This is a genomic window from Butyricimonas sp. DFI.6.44 (genome assembly GCF_022132345.1).
In the GTDB taxonomy this organism is placed as follows: domain Bacteria; phylum Bacteroidota; class Bacteroidia; order Bacteroidales; family Marinifilaceae; genus Butyricimonas; species Butyricimonas muris.
The window spans coordinates 16,468-39,171 of record NZ_JAKNJD010000009.1 but is presented as its reverse complement, the minus strand read 5'-3'; the positions used below and the strand labels follow the sequence as shown (position 1 = coordinate 39,171).

Here is a 22,704-nt window from a genome sequence, read left to right as displayed (position 1 = left end):
CTATTTAGCCCCGATTGTTACACATTTACCTTTAATATCTATTTTCACACCCGCCACTTCTTCAAGCATCTTTACAATCTTCTCGAAGCTGTCATATTTTTTCAAATCACCCGAGAATTGATAGTTCTTCACCTCTTCACCGGAATAAAATACATCCATCTCGTACCAACGTTTCAATCGCTCCATAATCTGTTCTAACCGTTGATCTTCAAATATAAAAAGACCATCCTTCCACGCAGAATAAATAGATGCATCCACTTCACGAAGGCGGAACGAATTATTATTTTTATTGAACACCAATTGCTCGTCGGGAGAAATCCGCACGCTTTCACCCGACATAACCACTTCCACGCTCCCCTCCGCCAACGTGGTCGTCACGTAGGCATCATTCTCGTAAGACGATACATTGAATTTTGTCCCCAACACTTTTATATCAACATCCGAAAAAGTCTTCACTATAAAAGTCTTCTCCCGATCGGAAGCCACCTCGAAATACCCCTCTCCTTTCAGATAAACAACCCGCTGTTTACCACAAAATTGCACTGGATAGCGCAACTCGCTTTGCGCATTCAACCACACATTTGTCCCATCAGCCAACTCCACTTTAAACTCTCCGGCACGAGGAACTACGAGTGTATTATACACTTGCTCAAGCGCAGACTCATTCTCTTTCCGGTAAGAAACCTTTTGATCAGCAACCCGAATATCCACGGATGCCTCTCCTCTCACCGAGCGCAACGTATCATCCAACGCGATTCTCTCACCCGTTGATAAAACCAACACGGCATTTCCTTGAGCCATTTGAATGGGAACAAGCTCTTTTTCACTCTCTCTACTACCCACTTGCCAACGAATCACTCCGGCTATGCCAAGTAGCAATACCAACACCGCCGCATATCGCCACCAAACACCAATTCCACGAGAAATCTTCTTCCGCCTGTATCGATGAAACATCGCCAACTGTTGCTCCACCTGTCTCTCGGAATAAGGCCATTGCCTTTTTCCTTTCTCGAAATCCCCCCTTATCTCCCGATAAACGGCCTGATTTTCATCAGACTCTCGAAGCCACGCATCCAATTCACGACGTCCCGTATCGTCAAGACATCCGGCTATATCCGCAGCAACCAAACGAGAAATTTTAAACGTATCTATTAAATCTTTCTTCATGCGTCATTATTTTACAAGTAAAGACGTAACCTCCAAAAAAACGGGTGAATGAAGAAGTAATTTTTTTAAAATTCTTCCAACAAAATCAATAACAAGACTAAATATTCTTTAGATAATATTTCCCGAAGTGCAGCATATCCATTTTTTTTCAACGTCTTAACCGTGTTAATCGACACCCCGAGCAATTCCCCCACCTCTTGATTGGAATTCCCGTCCATCCCCAATAAAATCACCTGCCGGGTTTGTTCCGGCAAACTATCGATAGCTGAATAAAGAATACGAAAAGTTTCCTGACGCATCACCTCTTGCAAAAAGGTAGAAGTCTTAAATTCATTTTCTTGCAAATAACGGGAAACATAATTACTCTCCGCTTGTTTTCGCCTCAACCGATCGAAACAAATATTACGGGCAGAAACAAATAAAAAAGCTTTCGCATTCTCCTCCGAGTCAAATTCTTTCCATCGTTCGAACACCTTCAAAAAAACGTCTTGAGCCAAGTCGGTAACTCCTTCTTCCTCTCCCATTACCCGTTCGATAAACAAACAAACCGGATTGAAAAAAGATTTGAAAAAAGTATCAAAATTATTACCACTACTCATAACATCACCGACTTTCGTAAAACTCGGACAAATATATAACTTTTATCGTTGCACCCTATACTTTATAATATGATTTCCGTCACTCCCGGCAAACAAGTAGAACCCGGAAGCATTTCCCTGATCGAAGAAAGCGATCGAAAAAGGTGAATTTCCGCGAATAGGAAATCCTTTTGACATATCTTTCATATCGAGCAGAAATAAACGTTCCCCTCGCTCGTCCAATAGACCGATTCGGGCATCTCTGGCGGAGAAACGATAGGTGTACGGGTAGCCCAACGCGGCATTATCCCATTGGCGTTCTGTCAGCAACTTCCCTTGACCGTCATATACTCGCAAAGTATTTCCCGACGTGTACACGAACTCGTCCCGTCCGTCACTATTCACGTCTTCCACGTTCAGCCAGCCACCGCCGGTCATCTTTTCACCCTTCACCCGTTGCAGGTTTCCCCGGAGATCGACCAACAAAATCTCTCCGTTAGCGTCCGGGAAAGCAATCCGGGAATTTCCTCCCTGCTTGGTCAAGTAGAGCATCGTGTTCATCGGTAAATTCAACAAGGTGGATATCTTCACCCGCTCTTTTCCGCGTCGGTCAAGGATATACAAACGATAACGATCGGCAAACACGATATAGTCTTTTCCCTCTACCCGAAAATGATAAATCTTCGATACAATATCATTATCACTTTTCGGCGTATCCCATCCCTTCACGAAATTACCCGACAACTCGTAGAGATAAATATTATGATCCGCTCCCGGGGCAAAAATCCGGTAATTCTTGTTGTTCTCGTAATCGGCTATCGAAATACCCCGCTCGCAAGGAGATTTGAACACCAACGGATAACGGGGCAAATAATTCCCGTTCCGGTCTATCAAGTAAAGATGAGTCGGCGTGGAGAAAAGATATTGCAATTTCCCGTTCTTGAACATATCCACTTGATAAATTTCACTGTTAATCTTCCCCTCTATCGGCAACTTCCAAAGAATACGCCCCACGTCATTGATCAAATAAATCGTATTGCTCTCGTCCTGCACGAAAAGTTCCCGTTCTCTCGTGTTATGATTTGTCACGATAGCGGGCTTCATCGTGAGCTTGCCATCCAGTTTGGTCTGCCACATCACTTGAGCCTGCTTTTGCTCCACCTCTTCCGTGCTCAAGAATAAAGTGTGATAGAACATACTGCCCTCGCATACCCACTGTAACGCTAAAGAGGAAAATACCTCCATATTCTCTTTATTCCGTTCCAACAGATTATGCAATACCCCTTTCGTGATATTCTCGTAGTAAGGCAACATGGAAGTCATCTCCGACAAATACATCCAATTGAACCTCGCCGACAACTTGCCTCGCGATTTCTTGTACCATTCCTGATCCCGCACGCTCAACCGACGCATATAATCTTTGGCAAAAGATTGTATCGCCCGCTCGGAAGAAGCAAAAACGACATAATTATCTTCCACCAGCACGTAATTCGTCGCGATATCGTCAAACATATAGCCCCACAGCACCCCGGCAAAATCCGGCACGGGCATTTTGAAATAACCGACCGTTTTATCTTTATCCAGTTGAAAAGTGCATTTTAAAGAACCATCACCAACTCCCGTTTTTGCCGCATACGATTTCAGCATCCTGTCGAGCAACTCTTTCGCGAGGCTTCCCGCTTTCACGTGCACGACAATTATCCCGTCATCTTTTTTCCGGGACGCATCATAGGCAAGCACCCCTTTTCCCCATTCTCCTTTCAACAGATTTTGCCATTCTGCCTCGCTCTTCTCCCCGAACAGACGGGCAAATTCCTGCTTCCGCTTCCGCACCCTCTCCGCTTTACCCGCCCCGTAACGATAGGTATCCAAAGCATCCAAATACAGTTTCACGTCACTCAACGTCAAGAAACTCACGCTTTTCGCATCGACAGGCAACACCCCGTCCAAACGCAATGTTTTAGGTGTCTGACCTTTCAACACGGCCGGATAAGAGGCTCGCAAACCGTCGCAATGCATGAACCCGTTAAAACTGATTCCATCAGCACTGACATCCCCGTCCAAAGCTCCCCATTGAAACCATTTGGATATATCGGTCTGCTTGGATATAAAATCTTTCTGCAACAACAGCGGCAATACATCCGTGAAACAGGTCGTATTCAAAAACACGTTCAATCCCGCCCCCGCTGAAAAATAACGGTTCACGTTCGCGTAACGGGGCGCATCATCTTTCTTACCCTCGCTCTTGTCATTCAATTGTTTGACAGCGTCCTCCACGTACAACTCGGAATCCGACACGAGCACCATACCGCCAATCACGGCATAGCACACGCTCTCTTTTCCCCGCCTCACGGAGTACAAATACCGGTTATCGTATTTCCGTTCCTGTATTTCCCCCGTCGAAAACATCTTCGACAACAAATTATTTACCTCTCCGCGAGCAAACATCCCGCTCCTGCTCAACACGTACAGACCACGAACAGCCTGTTTCCCCTCTACCCGAAACGCCAGCACGTGTGAAGCAGAATCAACCAAACGTTGCTTCAACAAAGTATCCACCACCCGGTGCGCCAAACCGGACTTGTATGCCGCTATCTCTTTCTCGAAAGCTTTCTCGATTTTAGGTGACAGCTTCGCGTTGGAATTTACATTAACCACCACGGCAGAATTATAAGGGATAAACGACTCTTTCGGGACATCAGCATCCCGCTCCCGCTCGTTCACCCACCATAACGCAACCAAGATTCCCCCCAAGAGAACAACACCCAATATGATTAACGCAATTCTTTTCACCATAGTCAAAGCAGTTTATAAAATTTATAAGGTGCATAAAGTCTATAAAGTTCCTTATCGCCTTAATTTTCCTTTTTACAAAAGTAGGAAAAAGAGTTGATTTTACTAAATTTGTTCTTAGAAAAGGCTAAGCCTTTCCAGTCATAAAGTTTGTAAAATACCTTATAAACTTTACGAACCTTATAAACTTTATAAACTCACACATGATAGAAAAACTGGAAAAGATGTTGATTTGCCGGGGAGAAGATGAAGAACGGCTCTACGCAGAAGCAAAAGAAATAAAAAATCAAACCATCGGGAACAAGGTGTACTTGAGGGGGTTAATCGAGATATCCAACATCTGCACCAAGGACTGTTTCTATTGCGGTATCCGGAAATCAAACACGGAAACGGCACGTTATGCTTTATCGGACGAGGAAATCCTCGAGGCGGCAGATTTCGCGTACACGCACCGGTTCGGTTCTATCGTGCTTCAAGGTGGGGAGCGTTCCGACCGGGAATTCACGGAGCGCATCACCCGTTTATTAAAAGAAATCAAAAAAAACAGTAATAACGAACTGGGAATCACGCTCTCCCTCGGGGAACAAACGGAAGACACGTACAAGCGTTGGTTTGACGCGGGCGCACACCGTTACCTGCTACGTATCGAAACTTCCAACCCGGAACTTTACGCGAAAATCCACCCGAACAACGCACTACATTCCCACGCCACCCGTTTAAAATGCTTGGAAAGGTTACAGCGAACAGGTTATCAAACGGGAACCGGAGTCATGATTGGTCTTCCCTTTCAGACCATCACCGATCTGGCAAATGATTTATTGTTTCTACAATCCATGGATATCGACATGGTGGGCATGGGTCCCTATCTGGAACACCACGCCACCCCGTTATATCAACACCGCCACTTGTTACTTCCCCTGGAAGAACGCCTACGCCTGTCTATCCACATGGTAGCTGCCCTCCGCCTACTCATGCCGGACATCAATATCGCGGCAACCACCGCCTTGCAAGCCATACAAGCGGACGGTCGGGAAAAAGCGCTGGAAATAGGAGCTAACGTTGTCATGCCCAATATTACTCCCACGACAAACCGAACCCTTTATAAACTCTACGAGAACAAACCGGGCATCCATGAAGGAGCGGCAGAATCCATGCGCAAACTGGAAGAAAGCATCCTTAAAAGCGGCTGCGAAGTAGCCTATGGCGCATGGGGCGACTCGCAACATTTTCAATCGAAACACTCCACGTCCCCACCCCTCGCTTAACCCTTCCCTAACCATAAACACCAAACACTATCCAATCATGAACGTAGCATCAACGCAAATTTACGTTGATGCTACGTTCATGATACGTCTATGATACGTCCATGAGGTTAAGCAAAGGTTACCCACCCATTAACTAACAGTCAAGCAAGGATAAATCAGCAATCACTGAATCACTAAATTCTTGAACGGGGCAAAAGCAGAAAGAATAACCAAAGCCCCCAATATAGTAATTATCATCCCGGATACCCGGTTAATAGTGATAAGTACGCGCAAACGGAATTTCTTCCGGAAAATATTCACCAGCGTGGAAAGCGTGTACCACCACACACCACCGCCCAACAACACGCCGGCAACCACCAACACTTCTCCCAGCAAAGAAGACGATTCCCCGAACACCGACATCCCGGCAAAAACCGCCATGAACACCACCACCGTAATGGGATTGGAAACCGTCAGAAAGAAAAGCGAGAGATAATCACCCAAAAGTCCGGTTTTGCTCACCCGTCCCTGACGACGCTGGCGAATCTGCCGTATCGGGTTGTCGAAATAAATCTTCAATCCTATCACGATCAGGAATATCCCTCCTATAATTTGTAGTAACAACTCATGAGCCTGTACGATATTAATCACGAATCCCAACCCGAATGCCGCCACGGCAGCGTAGAAAAGGTCGGCCGAAGCCGCACCCATCCCGGCGATAAAACCCGATAACGCTCCTTTATGCAGCGTCTTTTGGATAATCAACACCCCCATGGGTCCTAAAGGAATAGATACCATCAGTCCCACCAGCATTCCCTTGAATAGATACAATATATCGTACATCCCATTTTAATTTTAGATTTAATGATTTTAGATTTTAGATTTAGTGATTTTCAATCACTGAATCATCAAATCGGCAATCACAAAATCCATAAATTTTATAATTCCACGTTATCCGATGAGAACCTGCTCAATATCGTATCGTCGTTAATCTCCTTCGACAGCGACTCGATCGTCTTCATCGGCACGTCAAAAATATCTAAAATAAGTAAACCGTCCAAACACATATTAAATTTCGGATCAATATTAAAACCGATAATTCTAGCATTCAGAGAAATATATTTTTTCAATAATACCGGTAATTTATCACTCGACGGCTCTATATCACCGATCATCTTATCCAACACGCCAATATCCTGCCGTGCCGCATCCAACATGACCTGTACCCCGGGTTCCTCCGAATGTACTTGATATTTTGAACGCGGTACCACGTATTTCGCTAACTCGTGGCTATAATGGTTCGCTTGAATAAATTTCATTATCAACTCCTTCGAGGCTTCCGTGTATTTCCCGCTAATCGTGACGGGACCTATTAAATAACGGTACTCCGGATTCTTCAACAAGAAATAAAGAATACCCTTCCACAGCATAAACAAGGGAAGAGGCTTCCGTTGATATTCCTCCGTGATAAAAGAACGTCCTAATTCAATGGACTCGTACAATACCGGCAGCATCTCCTTCCGCATCTTGAACAAGGTATGAATATAAAATCCTTTTATCCCGTAGCGGTCGATAATTTCTTTCCCTTTTCCCACGCGGTAAGCACCCACTATCTTCTCCTCTTCCTTGTCCCAGATAAAAAGATGATAATAATACAAGTCAAACTCGTCCAAATCAATACTACGATTTGTCCCCTCGCCGACAGCACGGAACGTGAGTTCCCGCAAACGCCCGATCTCGTTCAACACGTTCGGGATCTTCACGGACGGGGAGCAATAAATATCGTAGTTCTTCATGTTAAATAACAAGTAATCGTCGGCGATGCCCGCGATCTCCTTCTTCAACACCGCACTATCCGTTTCCGCCGCAATAGGTTCCGCTTTAGGCATAGCTTTTTGTGATTTAATGAAAAACTTCTTTACCTCTAGTGCCGAGCCAAGTAAATAGGTCTTGGCACGTAAAAATTTCCCGTACTGGGATAAATCATGGAATGAATCCTGCGAATCCAAACCGATAGGGTTCCCGATTCGCAATTTCACCACCCGATTCTTCTTATTCAATAATTCTGAAGGCAACTTCATATTCCTCAACATCGGGTGAATCAGTCCCAACAGGTAAAACAACAAACTGTTCGAACCCTTGAAATAAATGGGAATGACCGGGACTCTCGCCATCTTGACCAATTTCAACACGGAAGTATCCCACTCCTTATCCTCGACATGATTCGAATCCACTTGATAAGTAGAAGCCTCTCCCGCCGGGAATATACCCAACGGTTTACCATCTATGACGTGACGCACGGCCTCCTTGATCACCCGGGTATTCGGGTTTTTCCGACGGGAAGCCGGTTCCAGCCCCAGCACGTAATCCTGTATCGGGGTAATCTTCTTCAGCAGGAAATTCGCCATCACTTTATAGTCCGGACGAATCTTGCACAATAACTTAATCAAAATAATACCGTCCAATCCCCCGAACGGATGATTGGACACCGTGATAAACGCCCCTTCCTTCGGTATTTTTTCAAGATCTTCCTCGTTTATCTCGACGGTTACCCCCAGAGCCTCCATCAAACTATCGATCACCAGCTCGGGATCATCACTGTTCACCTTCGTGCTCAGCTTATCCAACTTGTTCAGCCGCAACAGGTACATGACCAACTTGGAAACCAAACTTCCCCTGAAACGCTCTAAACCCCACGGGGCTGTCAATAAATCATTCGCGTCAATTAATCTCATTTATCTTTTGCATTAAATGTCCCTTTCAGAACACTATAATATCTTTCACTATATCACTACCGATTCTGTCGTTCAAGGCTTTTATCAGCCCTTCCTTCACCATCAGTATTTCATTTTTCACCACGGAAGAAGTGAAACTCACGAAAATCTTCCCGTCTGTAATCCGTATACTTTTCGTCCGGGAAGCAATCATTCCCCCCACAACCTCCGGCCAAACCTGACAAACCTCTCTCTCCTTGAACTGACGGGATAATCCCATCTCTTCCAAGTACATTTCTACCAACTCATCCATTGTCAAAGTCTTTCCCTGCTTCACGTTCTTTATTTTATTGGTTATTCTACAAAAATACTACTTTCTAATCAATTTGAAATCATAAATCTAAAATTTAAAATCACTGATAACCCCTTGATCGACTTTAAAGATTTTATAATCAATAGCGTGCAATCGCAATATTTCATCAATATGCCCCCGGTTCGTGTCGGTGATAAAAACTTGCCCGAAATTCTCTTCCGACACGATGCGAATAATCTGGCTCACCCGGTCAGCATCCAATTTGTCAAAAATATCATCGAGCAACAGCAAAGGCTTTACCCCTTTCTGTTGAGCCAGATAAGCGAACTGGGCAAATTTCAAAGCCGTGAGAAAACTCTTTTTCTGCCCCTGCGAACCCAACCGCTTCACGGGATACCCTTCTATACTCAGCGTGATATCGTCCCGGTGAATCCCCACCGTCGTGTAAGTCAACACTCTATCCCGCTCGAAACTACCGCGCAACGATTGCAGGTAATCATTTTCTTTTATCGTGGTGGAGTACTCCAAGGTTACCTTTTCTCTTCCCAACGCCACCCGATCATAATACACTTGAAAAACCTCCGCCAATTCCGTGATAAACGCAAGGCGCCGTTCCAGAATCACCCGACCGTTGTCAGCCAACTGTTCATCCCACACGGATAACATATCAGCATCTATCGGCATTCCGGCATATTCTTTCAAGAAACTGTTCCGTTGCGCCAGCACCCGATTATACCGGATCAGTACTTGTAGATACTCTTTGTCACACTGGCTGATCACCCCGTCGATAAAACGACGCCGTTCTTCACTGGCCCCGTCTATCAGAATCACGTCTGCCGGGGAAATCATGACCAGAGGCAATAAACCGATATGATCCGAAAGCCGTTCGTACGACTTTTTATTTTTCTTGAATACTTTCTTCACCCCTTTCTTCACCCCGCAATACACGTCAATGTCTTCCCCGTCCCGCTCGTACATCCCTTCCAACACGAAAAAAGCCTCCCCATGCCGGATACTTTGCGCGTCGGGCAAATTGAAATAACTCTTGCACATGGAGAGATGATACACGGCGTCCAGAATATTCGTTTTCCCCACCCCGTTATTCCCGATAAAACAATTAAATCTCGGGCAACAAGCGATACTTGCCTCGGCGATATTCTTGTAGTTGACAATATTCAAATCCTTTAAAATCATGCCAATAAATGGTTACTGGTTATAAATCGCAAGATAAAACGTCTACCCGCGACCGATCACCAAAAGTAAGTAAAAGAAGCTTAGATTCCGACGAATGTATAATTTTTTGCATAAAATTTCGCTGTCCCCCTTCTGTTATCAAAAAAAAAACTAATTTTGCACGTTGACGATGGATGCGTCGTAGGAATAAAAAAGTAAATAATAAAAACATATAACAATGTCAAAAAATAACCAGAAACGTGCGGACGGCTTCGAGCAGATTGAGGAAGCCACGATCTCAACAGAACAATTTATCGAGAGAAACTCAAAATTATTGGTCAGAGGTCTTCTTGTTGTTATTATCGTTATTGCCGCTATTTTCGGCTACCACAAATTCTACAAGGAACCCCTCGAAAAAGAGGCTCTTCAGCAAATGTTCGTGGCAGAAACTTTATTTGAAAAAGATTCTTTCAATTTGGCCCTTAACGGAAACATCAACAATCCCGGTTTCTTGCAGATTATCGAGGACTACGGTTCCACTCCCAGCGGGAACCTCGCTAAATATTATGCTGGTTTATGCTATCTATACTTGGGTGACAACCAGAATGCCATTAAATACCTCGAGAAATTTTCGACCGATGATATGATATTCTCCACTTTGGCAAAGGCCAATATCGGGGATGCCTACATGCAATTGGGCGAATACAAGAAAGCTGCCGGATACTACCAGAAAGCAAGTAGTGACAACACGAATCTGTTGACCACCCCTTCTATCTTGATGAAAGCCGGACTGGCATACGAAAAAGCAAAAGACTACAAGAACGCATTAGCGATGTACGAGAAACTGGAGAAAGAATACCCGGCATCCATGGAAGCCAGAGAGATCGAGAAGTACATCACCCGCGCTCAATTAAACATGAAATAACTCTCACATTCAATAATGCTTATTTAGAAGGCGTGCATTCGATGCATGCCTTTTTTATTTCAAAAAAGGATATCAACACGAATAGAAAATAGTAATTTTGTCGCCTAATTCCGATGTTATGAATGTAAAGGCTAAAGGATATGTTTTAGGCGCAGTTGCCGCGGCGACTTATGGTATGAATCCCTTGTTCGCACTACCTTTGTACGAGGCGGGCATGAACCCGGATTCGGTACTCTTTTTCAGATACCTGTTCGCGATTCCCGTGCTAGGTATCATGCTCAAAGCGAGAGGACGAAGTTTCAAACTGAAAAAGCAAGAGATATTACCGTTGATTATCATGGGACTGCTGGTGGCGCTATCCTCACTTACCCTGTTTCAAAGTTATAACTACATGGAAGCGGGTATCGCATCGACATTATTGTTTGTCTACCCGATCATGGTCGCGCTGATCATGGCTATTCTCTTCAAAGAGAAATTAACCATACAGACAATCCTATGTATCATGCTGGCATTGGGCGGTATCGGCTTGCTTTACAAAGGGGGCGACGGTACCCCCCTCAACCTGACGGGCATCATGTTGGTTATGGTATCGGCTCTCTCCTATGCTATTTATATCGTAAGCGTGAACCGACCGAAACTAAAGGACATAGCAACCCTTAAACTGACTTTCTATGTATTGCTTTTCGGGCTTTCGCTATTCTTCGTCCGCGTAGATTTCGGGCAAAGCCTTCATGTTGTCGACACATGGTACCTGTGGGGTAATTTGGTCGCGTTAGCCATTTTTCCCACCGCTATATCGTTCCTCTGTACCACGCAGGCAATCCAATACATCGGTTCCACCCCGACCGCCATCCTTGGGGCTCTGGAACCCCTGACGGCAGTCTTCTTCGGCGTCACCGTTTTCGGGGAATCTCTGACACTGAGATTAAGTTGCGGTATATTAATGATCATTTTGGCTGTAACATTAATCATTGCCGGAAGTAACGTAACCACTTATCTGGTTCGTTTCAGGAAACTGTTCCCCAAACTTCCGCTCAAGAGGAATATTCCTTCACGCAATTCGTACAAGTAGCGACACGAACACGAAGCACCCGGGTGCTGATATTGTCATTCGTTTGTTGTTTATTCGGGGTTCAGACATTTCGAAACGTGCTAACAACGGTTCAACAACGATTGAATATCGAGAGAAGGAGTCGATTTCGGTAGAAAAAGGACTTCGTGTGGTGGGATGTTCTGGCTTGATTTGTGGATTTTCACGTGACCGATATTTTCCATTTATCGCCCGGTAAAAACAAACCCCGCCTTCTCAGACGGGGTTTTATATCGGAAAAGATTAAATCTATTTCTTCTCGAACAATTTACCGAAATCATCCATAGAGATTTCTTGTTCTTCCAATTTCACGCTCTCTTTAATCGTGTCGAAAATCTTGTTTTCCAAGGCACGGTCATACAAGCTGGAACGTTGTTTTTCGTTCTCCAACAAACGAGCGGCAAAACCGTCCAATTGCTCGTCTGACAAACCGTACAACCCGTATTGTTGCAATTGAGCGGCAGCAACTTCACGACCGACAGCCTTCATATCCTCGTCTTCTACCCGAAGGTTGTTATCCTTGATCATGTCGCCTTTGATCAACTGCCATTTGAACTCGTCACGGTAAGCGTTGAAATCCTGCTCGACCGCTTCGGGAGTCATATTTTCATTGGTCGCTAACATCCAACGTTTCAAGAATGCTTCAGGAAGAACAACGTCTTCGTTCTTCTTCAACATCTTGTCGCGAGCGTCCACCGTCAAACGATATTCGCTATGAGCTTTGAATTGTTTAGCCAAATCTTCTTTCACGCGTGCACGGAATTCCTCAACGCTCTTCACGTTGCCTTCGCCGTATACTTTATCGAATAAAGCCTGATTTACTTCCGCATCTATATAACGTTTAACCTCGCTAATGATAAAGCAGAAATCAGAAGTAATATGTTCGGCCTCTTCTTTATTCACTTGTAACAAAGCAGCGTAATCCGTTTTGTTGGGATAAGCCTTGGAAGGATTGAATACCACTTCATTTCCTGCTTTCTTACCCTCGAAAAGTTTTACTTGCTCTTCATCTTTCATGTGAGCCAAAGACAATGAAGCATCTTCCACGCGGATTCCGCCTTCTTTCGGTTTTCCGTCTTCGCCCAACTCGATCAATTCACCCTTCACGTATTCCGATCCCTCGATCACGTCCACGGGACTCAATTCGCCGTTGTTCTTGCAGATACTTTCAACTTGTTTGTCTATCATTTCCTCGTCCACCTTGATGATGTAATAAGGAACTTTCTCCCGTTTGCTCAACTTCACGTTCATCACGGGAGCCATAGCTATATCGTATACGAACTCGAAACTTTCAGCATCCAGATTCAATTCTTTCTGATCCGTTTCGCTCGGAAGCGGCTCTCCCAAGATGTGCAAATCGTTCTCTTGGATAAAATTAGACAGACTCTCTCCTATCAACTTGTTGATTTCCTCAATCAAAACGGCTTTACCATACATTTTTTTGATAATCCCGAAAGGAGTTTTTCCCTTGCGAAAACCGTCGATCACCGCTTTTTTCTGGTATTCTTTCAACGCGTCGCTCACGCGAGTTGCGTAATCATCCTTATCCAATTGAATCTTAATTGTTGCATTAAGATCATCGATTTGGTTTTTCGTTACATTCATACTTCTCTATGTATAAAACTATTTATGATAAAACAAACAAAACAAAAAAGGCCACCTTGTTTAAGGCGGTCCTCTCTTCAAGTGCGGGCGAAGGGACTCGAACCCCCACGCCTTGCGGCACTAGATCCTAAGTCTAGTGCGTCTACCAGTTTCGCCACGCCCGCTTGCTATTTTGACGGTGCAAATATATTGCTTTTTCATGAAAAGCAAAATGATTTGCCCCTTTTTTTATTTCTTTCTTCTCAACTCGAAGTTTTTACCGAGATAAACCCGTCTAACTTCCGGGTCATTCGCCAAATCCTCTGCCGTTCCGGATTGCAGGATACGACCGTCATACAAAAGGTAAGCCCGATCGGTAATACATAATGTTTCCTGCACGTTATGGTCAGTGATCAGAATCCCGATATTTTTCTCTTTTAATTTCTGCACGATACTCTGGATATCCTCCACCGCGATAGGGTCTACCCCGGCAAAAGGTTCGTCCAACAAGATAAATTTCGGGGCAATCGACAATGCCCGGGCAATCTCCGTGCGCCGACGTTCACCTCCCGACAATTGTATCCCTTTACTCTTCCGGATATGTTGCAGACCGAACTCGTCGAGCATCTCTTCCAGACGTTCGCGCTGGTAATCTTTCGGGAAAGTACTCATTTCGAGCACCGCTTTGATGTTATCTTCCACGCTTAATTGACGGAAGACGGAAGCCTCCTGCGCCAGATACCCCACTCCCAATTGTGCCCGACGGTACACCGGCTCTTTCGTGATTTCCCGGTCATCCAAAAAAATACGCCCGCCATTCGGCTTGATCAATCCCACGATCATGTAAAACGAGGTGGTCTTCCCTGCCCCGTTAGGTCCTAACAGACCAACGATCTCTCCTTGCTGCACGTCCACGGAAACCCCTTTTACAACGGTTCGGCTTTTGTATCTTTTTACAAGGTCCTCGGCTCTTAATTTCATATCGTTCAGTTTTACCGCGCTAAGATAGTCTTTTACAATTGAAAATTGAAAAATGAAAATTGAAAATTACTAGAAATTTAGATGTATCGAGAAATTTATGGCGAAATTATCCACTTTCTGTCCCGAACGGTCGCCCCGGTGTGTCAATCGCCAGATGGCATCCACCCGGATCAGACGCAAGATATTTTCCACCCCGACACCCGCCTCGATATAAGGCTTGGACACGGACGACATACCTTCCGGGAACAATAGTATAGCCCGGGTATCGGATAAACTACCGTTGTTTTTATCGGACAACCGCCCCCACAACGCTTTCACCGTGACGACCTCACGCCATTTCAACCGTTTCATCAACGGGATCTTGCTCAAGAAGAATCCCCTGAAATGATGTTCCCAGAATACCGCCGCCCACAGGTCGGACGCGAACTCGTAAAAATTCATACACGAGAACGCATACGGGTCATAGAAATAGGTAGCGTTTCCCTCGTGCAATTTCAACAAAGGATAAGGCACTTTCCCGAAAATCTTTCCACCCGTAATCATAAAGTCACTATACCCGATAGGAGCAATATGCATGTCATGTTGCACGGATATTTCCGCCCGGTAATACTCGTAATCACTGTTCAGTACACCCTTCAAGCCTGCCACGAGGTCAATACCCACGATCGGGAAATCCGACCCCATGGACACTTTGTCAAAATCCTGCCGCACCACGATCTCGTTCTTCGACAAACGGGTTCCCAAACGGAATTGCGTGGTATGTATCTGGTTAAGTTCCTTCCCGTCCGGACGAATAAAATCGACATATTTCGTCGGGTACATCTGACGATATTCCAGAGCGAAACTATTGGAAAATCCTTGCCACCATTCTTTCTCGTAACGGAAATCAAATTCATTAATCATCGTCAACTTCTCGTTATTCCCGCGGGAGAAAATCGAACTCAATATATTACCTGTCGTGAACGCGTTCTCGCTCGCACCAAGTTGAAACACGTCATGTTTGCCACTCACGGTAAGTTTCGAGGTCGGTTGGTTATTAAACATGTATTCCACGGTACCGCCTCCCTTGAATTTCTGGTCTTTCGTGCTGTACGCCCCGTAGCCCGAGAGTCGGATACGCTTACTGAAATCACTGGTTGTCTTTGCCCCCAGCTGGAAACGGTTTCCTTCCAGTTTATTAAAACTATATAGCTTATAGTAGGGTCCGAAACCCACGTATTTCGTGTTATAATACCCAAGGAATACCGTCTGGATCATGTCATATATATTCTGGTAGAGAGGAACATTTTTAATCGAATCCACCATATTATATATATTCCGTTCTTTTTCCGACAATTGGTAAGGTCGTGCATTCTGCCAATAATTCTCGTCATTCTGGAGAACATTCTTATTTATAGTGACTTCGCTGTCCAGTTTCAAAATCTCGGACGGAATCGCTTCATTCACGGTCACGTTGGAATAGTCTATCTGCCGATGTCCCATGAACGAAATCAACTTGGAAGAATCCCGCATTTGCACGGTGAAGTCCGCCAATATCTTATCCTGTTTCAAGAACCAAGTCGAATCATTGATCAATTCATTCGTCGTTTCTATCGCCAGATCCTTAATCCAGTTCACGTTCAAACCTTTTATCATGCGCATCTGGGCAGACTCTAACGCCCAAGTCGTGGAGTCGATATTCACCTCCCCGTCAAACACGGGCGTAGATTTTCCCTTGGGATGAAAACGAATCTTGTATATTTTTCTGCCTTCCTTTTGCAAGCTATCTACCAGAAAATACTTGTAATACAGCAAACCGTGATCACACAAGGGACTGACAAAATTCACTTCAAAAATATTGATATAGTTATCGTACAAATTCACGTTCACGTGTAAATGTCCCGTGAACTGCGCAAGACTGTAATCCTCCTGAATACCGGAAATCCGGCTCGCTTTCACGATCTCCCGGGACAAACGGGGTGACCGCCGATAATAATAATCCGCCGAAGCCTCCGAGATCATCACAGGCAGATAAGCTTTTCCCGTGATCGCGGACGTATCCATGTACTGGAAAATAAACCCGAAATTCTTCTGTAACTTTTTATTCTTGAACTGGGGTTTCAAGTTGGCCACATCCAATTCCATTTTCGTGTACGTGGAGTAGCTGTAAGCCTCTTTTTCTGCCGGATTATTTCTTTTCTTGTTCTTTGAAATGTTGCGTAATATCGCGTGGGCGGGATTCTCTCCCGGTGTCACCTTCACTTCGTCCAAACCGGTGACAATCGGAACCAGTTTAAAGTCAATCGTGTTAAAAGCACCTTTATTGACCGGCTTCGTCTGTTTCTCGTATGACACATACGCTGCCATAAGTTCGCTCACGTTCTCCCGCGTTTCGAGATAGTAATTCCCGTCAAAATCCGTTGTCACGCCAATTGTCGTACCCACGAATAATAATGTCACCATAGGTAACGGCTCGCCCGTTTCCGCGTCTGTCACGGTTCCCCTCACCTTTGTTGTCTGGGCGTTCAACACAGAAACCCATATCATCAAGAAAAATAATAAACACAACTTTACACGTCCCATGAAATTATTCATTTTAAATTTCAAATTCTAAATTTTAAATTCAAACTGACTTCCGTTCAATCTAAAATTCAAAATTTAAAATCAAATATTATACCACTCCTTCGCGCAATATGTCATGTATGTGTACCATTCCTTTATAGTGATTCTCCCGATCTACCACCACCAACTGCGTGATACTATTTTTTTCCATCATCCGGTAAGCATTATAAGCCAACTCTTCCTCGGAAATCGTTTTGGGTGCACCGGACATGATATCTCCCGCCGTCAAACCGTCGACATCCTCGTACTTCTCCATCATCCGTCGCAAGTCCCCATCCGTGATAATTCCGAGCAAATGTTCTTCGTCGTCCACGATCGCCACGGCTCCCAGACGCCCTTTCGACATGGCTAGAATTACCGGACGTATTCCGGCTTCGATCTTGATATTCGGTCGATTGTTACCATCATAAACGTCTGCAACCCGCGTATAAAGCCGTTTCCCAAGAGTCCCTCCCGGATGATATCTGGCAAAATCCCTACTAGAGAAACTTCTACATTCTATCAAACACATCGCTAATGCATCTCCCAGCACTAACTGTGCCGTAGTTGAATTTGTGGGAGCTAAATTTAAAGGACAAGCCTCTTTTTCTACTTTAGCCTTCAATATATAGAGCGCATTTTTCGCCAGAAACGAGTCTGTATTGGACACCATCGCGACAATATTCTTGTTTCCGTTGTTACGGATCAGAGGAATCAATACTTTTATCTCCGGTGTATTTCCACTTTTGGACACGCAAATCACCACATCTTCCTCCCGAATCATTCCCAAATCTCCATGAATAGCATCCGCGGCATGCATAAATACCGCCGGAGTACCCGTGGAATTCATCGTTGCCACGATTTTTGTCGCGATAATCGCGCTCTTTCCTATCCCGGTAACGATGACACGCCCTTTACTTTCATAAATTAACTTAACGACAGCCTCAAAATCATCATCTATGTAGTTTGCCAGATTTTGGATGGCTTCTGTCTCATCCTGAATTACTTTTCGCGCAAATGCTTTTATATCTACCATCTCTTTCGATTAAAATTATTCTATTTAACACCATGAACCAAGCAAAAAAAACAAAAAACTATTGTACTTATCATTTTTTGCTATAACTTTACTAGGGACAAAAGTATCATTTTTTGTGATAGCTTAAAAACGAGTGGTGATAGATTTATTATTGAATATTTTGTTTGGAAAAACAAATTAAGTTATAAATTTGCGCACCCGTCTAAAAACAGGGTGTGTGAAAATTTAAATAAAACAATGGGATTGCAGATAGATTTACATGCTAAATTAAAAGAGTATTTCGGCTTTGATAGTTTCAAAGGGAATCAGGAGGAGATAATAAAGAATGTCCTTGCCGGGAATAACACGTTTGTTTTGATGCCGACAGGAGGGGGTAAATCTTTATGTTATCAACTACCTGCACTAATACTCGACGGAACAGCTATCGTGATATCTCCCTTGATTGCTCTTATGAAAAATCAGGTAGATGCCATGCGTTCCTTCAGCGCGTCAGAGGGGGTTGCCCACTTCATGAATTCTTCACTCAGTAAAAGTGACATCTTGAGTGTAAAAGAGGATGTCCTAAGCGGGAAGACCAAATTACTATACGTGGCTCCGGAATCCTTGACCAAGGAAAGTAATGTCGAATTTCTCCGTAAAGTTCGAATCTCTTTCTTTGCCGTTGATGAGGCTCACTGTATTTCGGAATGGGGACATGATTTCCGTACGGAATACCGTAAAATCAGACCGATTGTCGAACAAATCGGGAAAGCCCCCATCATTGCCTTGACGGCAACGGCTACCCCGAAGGTACAACACGACATTCAGAAAAATCTGGATATGCTCGACGCTCAGGTTTTCAAATCCTCTTTCAACCGTTCGAATCTTTATTACGAGGTTCGCCCTAAAACTGATCCGGCCAAAGATATCATCAAGTTTATAAAAAACAACGAAGGGAAATCCGGTATCATCTATTGCCTGAGCCGCAAAAAGGTGGAAGAACTCACGGAATTGCTTTGCGTGAACGGCATCAAAGCTGCCAGTTATCACGCGGGAATGGATGCCGCTGCCCGTAGCAGCAATCAAGATAAATTCCTGATGGAGGAAGTAAACGTGATTGTAGCCACGATCGCTTTCGGTATGGGCATCGACAAACCGGACGTACGTTTCGTGATCCACTATGATATTCCTAAAAGTCTGGAAGGATACTATCAAGAAACAGGACGTGCGGGACGGGATGGCGGAGAAGGGTACTGCTTGACATTCTATAGCTATAAAGATATTCAGAAGTTGGAAAAATTCATGCAGGGCAAACCTATCGCCGAGCAGGAAATCGGGAAGCAACTCTTGATGGAAACGGTTTCTTACGCCGAAACATCCTTGTGCCGGAGAAAAGTGTTATTACACTATTTCGGGGAGAATTATGACGAGGAGAATTGTGGCGCCTGCGACAATTGTCTGTACCCGAAGAAAGAGTTCGAGGGCAAGGAATTCTTGATTGACGCACTCAACGCCGTACTTGAAGTAAAAGAAAAATTCAAGGTCGATCATTTGGTTAAAGTCTTGATCGGGGAAACCGATTCAATGATAAAATCGTATCATCATGACGAGCTGGAATCTTTTGGTATCGGCTCCGACAAAAGTTCACAATTCTGGAACATGGTTTTCAGACGAGCGCTTATTAGTAATTATATAGAGAAAGATATTGAACAATACGGGGTCATCAAATTATCAAAAGAAGGCCACGAGTTTTTAAAGGAACCTAAAGACTTTATGCTGATGGAAGATCATAATTTTGAAGAATCTGAAGAGAAACTTCAGGAAAAGGGAGGTGTATCAGCACTTGACAACACTCTGTTTGCCATACTGAAAGACTTACGGAAAAAGATTGCCAAGAAAAATAACCTGCCGCCATACGTCATTTTTCAGGATCCTTCTTTGGAAGACATGTGTACCAATTACCCGATCACGTTGGAAGAGTTAGCCAACATTCAGGGTGTCGGTACCGGAAAAGCCCAGAAGTACGGGCAGGAATTCGTTGAGGTCATCAAACAGTATGTTGAAGACAACGAGATCGAAAGAGCCCAAGATCTGGTTGTAAAAACAGTTGCCAACAAATCGAAATTCAAGGTATATATCATTCAAAATATTGATCGCCAAATTGATTTGGAAGACATCGCTTCTGCTGAAGGATTAACTTTTGAAGAACTCATCAAGGAAATGGAAGCCATCGTCTTCTCCGGAACAAAACTGAATATTGATTACTATATCAATAAGATTCTGGATGATGAACAACAACAAGAAATCATGGATTATTTCATGGAAGCGAAAAGCGATAATATCGGTGACGCTTACGATGAATTTGACGGCGACTATTCAGAAGAAGATCTCCGACTGATGCGATTGAAATTACATTCCAAACATGGAAACTAATAAAAAAGCGACCGAAAGGTCGCTTTTTTATTCCATTCTGTCCAGAATCACATCCGGAAGATGCTGAATGAATTGAAACAATAAAGTTTCATCTCCCGTCTTATGCGTCCGAATGACCATAGTTACCCGGTAAGTGGTTATATCCCCTAATTTACCTGACTCCGTGGAGTAAGAACCTATCTGGTGTTTTTTCCGCTTGATCTCGTCGGTTATCTCTTTTATGACTTCTTGACTTGACGTTGTGAACACTAACAAAACATTCCGTTGGCTGAACTTCTGGAATAAATACCCCAGACCTTCCAATCCCAATAATGTCAATAACATAGCGCATATTCCCAACCAGTATTGCCCGGCACCTACCGCCAAACCGATAGCGGAAGTTGCCCATATCCCGGCAGCAGTGGTCAATCCCCGTACAAATAATTTCTGTATGATAATTGTTCCCGCTCCAAGGAAACCGATACCACTTACCACCTGTGCCGCGATACGGCTGGGGTCGAGTCCTATACCCGTGTCCCCCAAGATATCCCAGAAACCATATTTCGAAACAATCATAAACAGGGCACTTCCCAAAGCAACGAGGAAGTGAGTTCGGAATCCGGCTTCTTTTGCCCTGTACTCACGATCCAAACCAATCAGCGCCCCCAGTATCCCGGCTACCAACAACCGCAAGAAAAAATCCCATGTCATCATATCGTGTTACATTTTATTTTAACCTCATGTTCACCACAAAGATAAACCAATCTACGCAAAATTGCGTATGAAAGATACAATTCAGTCCAAAAAGTTCACAGACATGATACTAACCATCATTATCACATTTATCCTCGGATACACTCTGATCGCACTGGAACGACAAATCGGCGTCAGCAAAACCGCCATAGCTCTTATCTTGGGAATCACGTTATGGGTATTCGCTTTGTTTCAAACAAAACTGGATGTAAATACTCAAATTATAGAACACCTCGGGAATACCGCGGAAATTTTATTCTACTTACTGGGAGCCATGACGATTGTCGAATGGGTAGACACGCACGAAGGGTTCAATCTGATTACCAAACACATCACAACGAGAAACAAACGGAAACTACTCTGGCTCATCGCATTCATCACCTTTATCATGTCTTCCGTTCTGGATAATTTAACGACAGCTATCGTGATGATTATGCTCCTGCGCCAACTTGTTACAAATCAGCAAGAACGTTGGATTTTCGGCAGTATCATCATTATTGCCGCCAACGCGGGGGGTGCATGGACTCCCATCGGGGACGTGACCACGATCATGTTATGGATTCACAACAATATCACGTCCATGAACGTTATCCGCCACCTGTTTCTGCCCAGTCTGGTTTCTCTACTTATTCCCGTCGGCATCGCGACATTCTGGTTGAAAGGTGAAATTCAAGATCAATCCGCTAGTATTCGTTCGAATCTCCCGGGTATTTCACACAAAGAACAAATCACGATTCTCGCTCTAGGCATCGGCAGTCTGATCTTCGTTCCCGTGTTCAAGGAACTCACGAACCTGCCACCATTCATGGGTATCATGTTTGCATTAGGTTGTGTATGGATATACACGGAGATGCTATACAACCGCAAAAAGAATGTCACGCAAGAAAACACGCATCGCATTCCTTCCATTCTCTCGAAAGTCGACTATTCCACACTACTATTCTTTCTTGGAATATTAATGGCCGTTGCCGCATTACAAGTCGTGGGAATTTTAGACCAAATGGCAACTTTCTTGAATGATCGAATACACAATGTCTATTTTATCAACACGATTATCGGCTTTCTCTCCTCCGTCATTGACAACGTTCCTCTCGTGGCGGCAGCCATGGGGATGTACCCGCTTACTCATGCCGACGGTACACACCTCTCCGCTTATATGATGAATTTCACCACGGACGGAACTTTCTGGGAACTCCTCGCCTATTGTGCCGGTATAGGCGGCAGTATTCTGATTATCGGTTCTGCCGCGGGAGTAGTTGTTATGGGTATGGAAAAAATCAATTTCACATGGTACCTCAAGCACATTACATGGATTGCTACTCTCGGGTATCTGGTGGGAATAGGTATATACTACATAGTCGAAAGTCTATAAAGTCCATAAG

General features: G+C 44.2%; 17 protein-coding genes and 1 tRNA gene. 5 read left to right on the top strand and 13 right to left on the bottom strand.

Features of this window, described 5'->3' with window-relative positions; translation table 11 throughout:
* From L0M98_RS13145 to L0M98_RS13135, 3 genes are all read right to left on the bottom strand, one after another.
* Nucleotides 1-1,167: a FecR family protein gene (locus L0M98_RS13145; protein ID WP_227216686.1), complete on the bottom strand. Its 1,167-nt coding sequence runs from the start codon at nucleotides 1,165-1,167 to the stop codon at nucleotides 1-3.
* A 65-nt stretch (nucleotides 1,168-1,232) separates the two neighbouring features.
* Nucleotides 1,233-1,766, bottom strand: a complete 534-nt coding sequence (locus L0M98_RS13140; protein ID WP_227216687.1) for an RNA polymerase sigma factor — start codon at nucleotides 1,764-1,766, stop codon at nucleotides 1,233-1,235.
* A gap of 42 nt (nucleotides 1,767-1,808) precedes the next feature.
* Nucleotides 1,809-4,541 carry a WD40 repeat domain-containing protein gene (locus L0M98_RS13135; protein ID WP_227216688.1) on the bottom strand — a complete coding sequence of 911 codons (2,733 nt, stop codon included), beginning with the start codon at nucleotides 4,539-4,541 and terminating at the stop codon, nucleotides 1,809-1,811.
* 200 nt (nucleotides 4,542-4,741) lie between these two features.
* On the opposite strand from L0M98_RS13135, the gene hydE reads away from it, so the two are divergent.
* Nucleotides 4,742-5,803: a [FeFe] hydrogenase H-cluster radical SAM maturase HydE gene (hydE, locus tag L0M98_RS13130; RefSeq protein ID WP_227216689.1), complete on the top strand. Its 1,062-nt coding sequence runs from the start codon at nucleotides 4,742-4,744 to the stop codon at nucleotides 5,801-5,803.
* A 162-nt stretch (nucleotides 5,804-5,965) separates the two neighbouring features.
* On the opposite strand, the gene L0M98_RS13125 is transcribed toward hydE, so the two are convergent.
* From L0M98_RS13125 to recF, 4 genes are all read right to left on the bottom strand, one after another.
* Nucleotides 5,966-6,625: a LysE family translocator gene (locus tag L0M98_RS13125; RefSeq protein WP_099293932.1), complete on the bottom strand. Its 660-nt coding sequence runs from the start codon at nucleotides 6,623-6,625 to the stop codon at nucleotides 5,966-5,968.
* Between the two features lie 95 nt (nucleotides 6,626-6,720).
* Nucleotides 6,721-8,517, bottom strand: a complete 1,797-nt coding sequence (locus L0M98_RS13120) for a lysophospholipid acyltransferase family protein (RefSeq protein ID WP_099293933.1) — start codon at nucleotides 8,515-8,517, stop codon at nucleotides 6,721-6,723.
* A gap of 25 nt (nucleotides 8,518-8,542) precedes the next feature.
* Nucleotides 8,543-8,833 carry a DUF721 domain-containing protein gene (locus tag L0M98_RS13115; protein ID WP_227216690.1) on the bottom strand — a complete coding sequence of 97 codons (291 nt, stop codon included), beginning with the start codon at nucleotides 8,831-8,833 and terminating at the stop codon, nucleotides 8,543-8,545.
* A 63-nt stretch (nucleotides 8,834-8,896) separates the two neighbouring features.
* Nucleotides 8,897-10,003, bottom strand: coding sequence for a DNA replication/repair protein RecF (gene recF / locus L0M98_RS13110; RefSeq protein WP_227216691.1), 1,107 nt, complete (start codon nucleotides 10,001-10,003; stop codon nucleotides 8,897-8,899).
* Nucleotides 10,004-10,220: 217 nt separating this feature from the next.
* Here recF and L0M98_RS13105 point away from each other — a divergent pair, with 217 nt between their 5' ends.
* Both L0M98_RS13105 and L0M98_RS13100 read left to right on the top strand, forming a co-directional pair.
* Nucleotides 10,221-10,907, top strand: coding sequence for a tetratricopeptide repeat protein (locus L0M98_RS13105; RefSeq protein WP_186978477.1), 687 nt, complete (start codon nucleotides 10,221-10,223; stop codon nucleotides 10,905-10,907).
* Between the two features lie 118 nt (nucleotides 10,908-11,025).
* Nucleotides 11,026-11,979, top strand: coding sequence for a DMT family transporter (locus tag L0M98_RS13100; RefSeq protein WP_227216692.1), 954 nt, complete (start codon nucleotides 11,026-11,028; stop codon nucleotides 11,977-11,979).
* Nucleotides 11,980-12,246: 267 nt separating this feature from the next.
* Here the strand turns inward: L0M98_RS13100 and tig are convergent, their stop codons facing one another.
* The 5 genes from tig to L0M98_RS13075 form a co-directional block, all read right to left on the bottom strand.
* The gene (tig, locus tag L0M98_RS13095; RefSeq protein WP_099293938.1) at nucleotides 12,247-13,602 is read right to left on the bottom strand and encodes a trigger factor; all 1,356 of its coding nucleotides are present in this window, start codon (nucleotides 13,600-13,602) and stop codon (nucleotides 12,247-12,249) included.
* A gap of 82 nt (nucleotides 13,603-13,684) precedes the next feature.
* A tRNA-Leu gene (locus L0M98_RS13090) sits at nucleotides 13,685-13,766 on the bottom strand.
* Between the two features lie 64 nt (nucleotides 13,767-13,830).
* Nucleotides 13,831-14,562 (bottom strand): LPS export ABC transporter ATP-binding protein, encoded by a 732-nt coding sequence (lptB, locus tag L0M98_RS13085; RefSeq protein ID WP_099293939.1) that lies wholly within the window; start codon nucleotides 14,560-14,562, stop codon nucleotides 13,831-13,833.
* 69 nt (nucleotides 14,563-14,631) lie between these two features.
* Nucleotides 14,632-17,124, bottom strand: coding sequence for a DUF5686 and carboxypeptidase-like regulatory domain-containing protein (locus tag L0M98_RS13080; protein WP_186978505.1), 2,493 nt, complete (start codon nucleotides 17,122-17,124; stop codon nucleotides 14,632-14,634).
* Between the two features lie 88 nt (nucleotides 17,125-17,212).
* Nucleotides 17,213-18,178, bottom strand: coding sequence for a KpsF/GutQ family sugar-phosphate isomerase (locus L0M98_RS13075; protein WP_227216693.1), 966 nt, complete (start codon nucleotides 18,176-18,178; stop codon nucleotides 17,213-17,215).
* Nucleotides 18,179-18,415: 237 nt separating this feature from the next.
* Here L0M98_RS13075 and recQ point away from each other — a divergent pair, with 237 nt between their 5' ends.
* Nucleotides 18,416-20,590 carry a DNA helicase RecQ gene (gene recQ, locus L0M98_RS13070; protein ID WP_099293941.1) on the top strand — a complete coding sequence of 725 codons (2,175 nt, stop codon included), beginning with the start codon at nucleotides 18,416-18,418 and terminating at the stop codon, nucleotides 20,588-20,590.
* 27 nt (nucleotides 20,591-20,617) lie between these two features.
* Here the strand turns inward: recQ and L0M98_RS13065 are convergent, their stop codons facing one another.
* Nucleotides 20,618-21,280, bottom strand: a complete 663-nt coding sequence (locus tag L0M98_RS13065; RefSeq protein WP_176555178.1) for an MgtC/SapB family protein — start codon at nucleotides 21,278-21,280, stop codon at nucleotides 20,618-20,620.
* 70 nt (nucleotides 21,281-21,350) lie between these two features.
* Between L0M98_RS13065 and nhaD the strand changes: the two genes are divergently transcribed.
* A complete protein-coding gene (nhaD, locus tag L0M98_RS13060; protein WP_317198048.1) occupies nucleotides 21,351-22,694 on the top strand; it encodes a sodium:proton antiporter NhaD in 1,344 nt (447 codons plus the stop codon).
* Nucleotides 22,695-22,704: the final 10 nt, after the last annotated feature.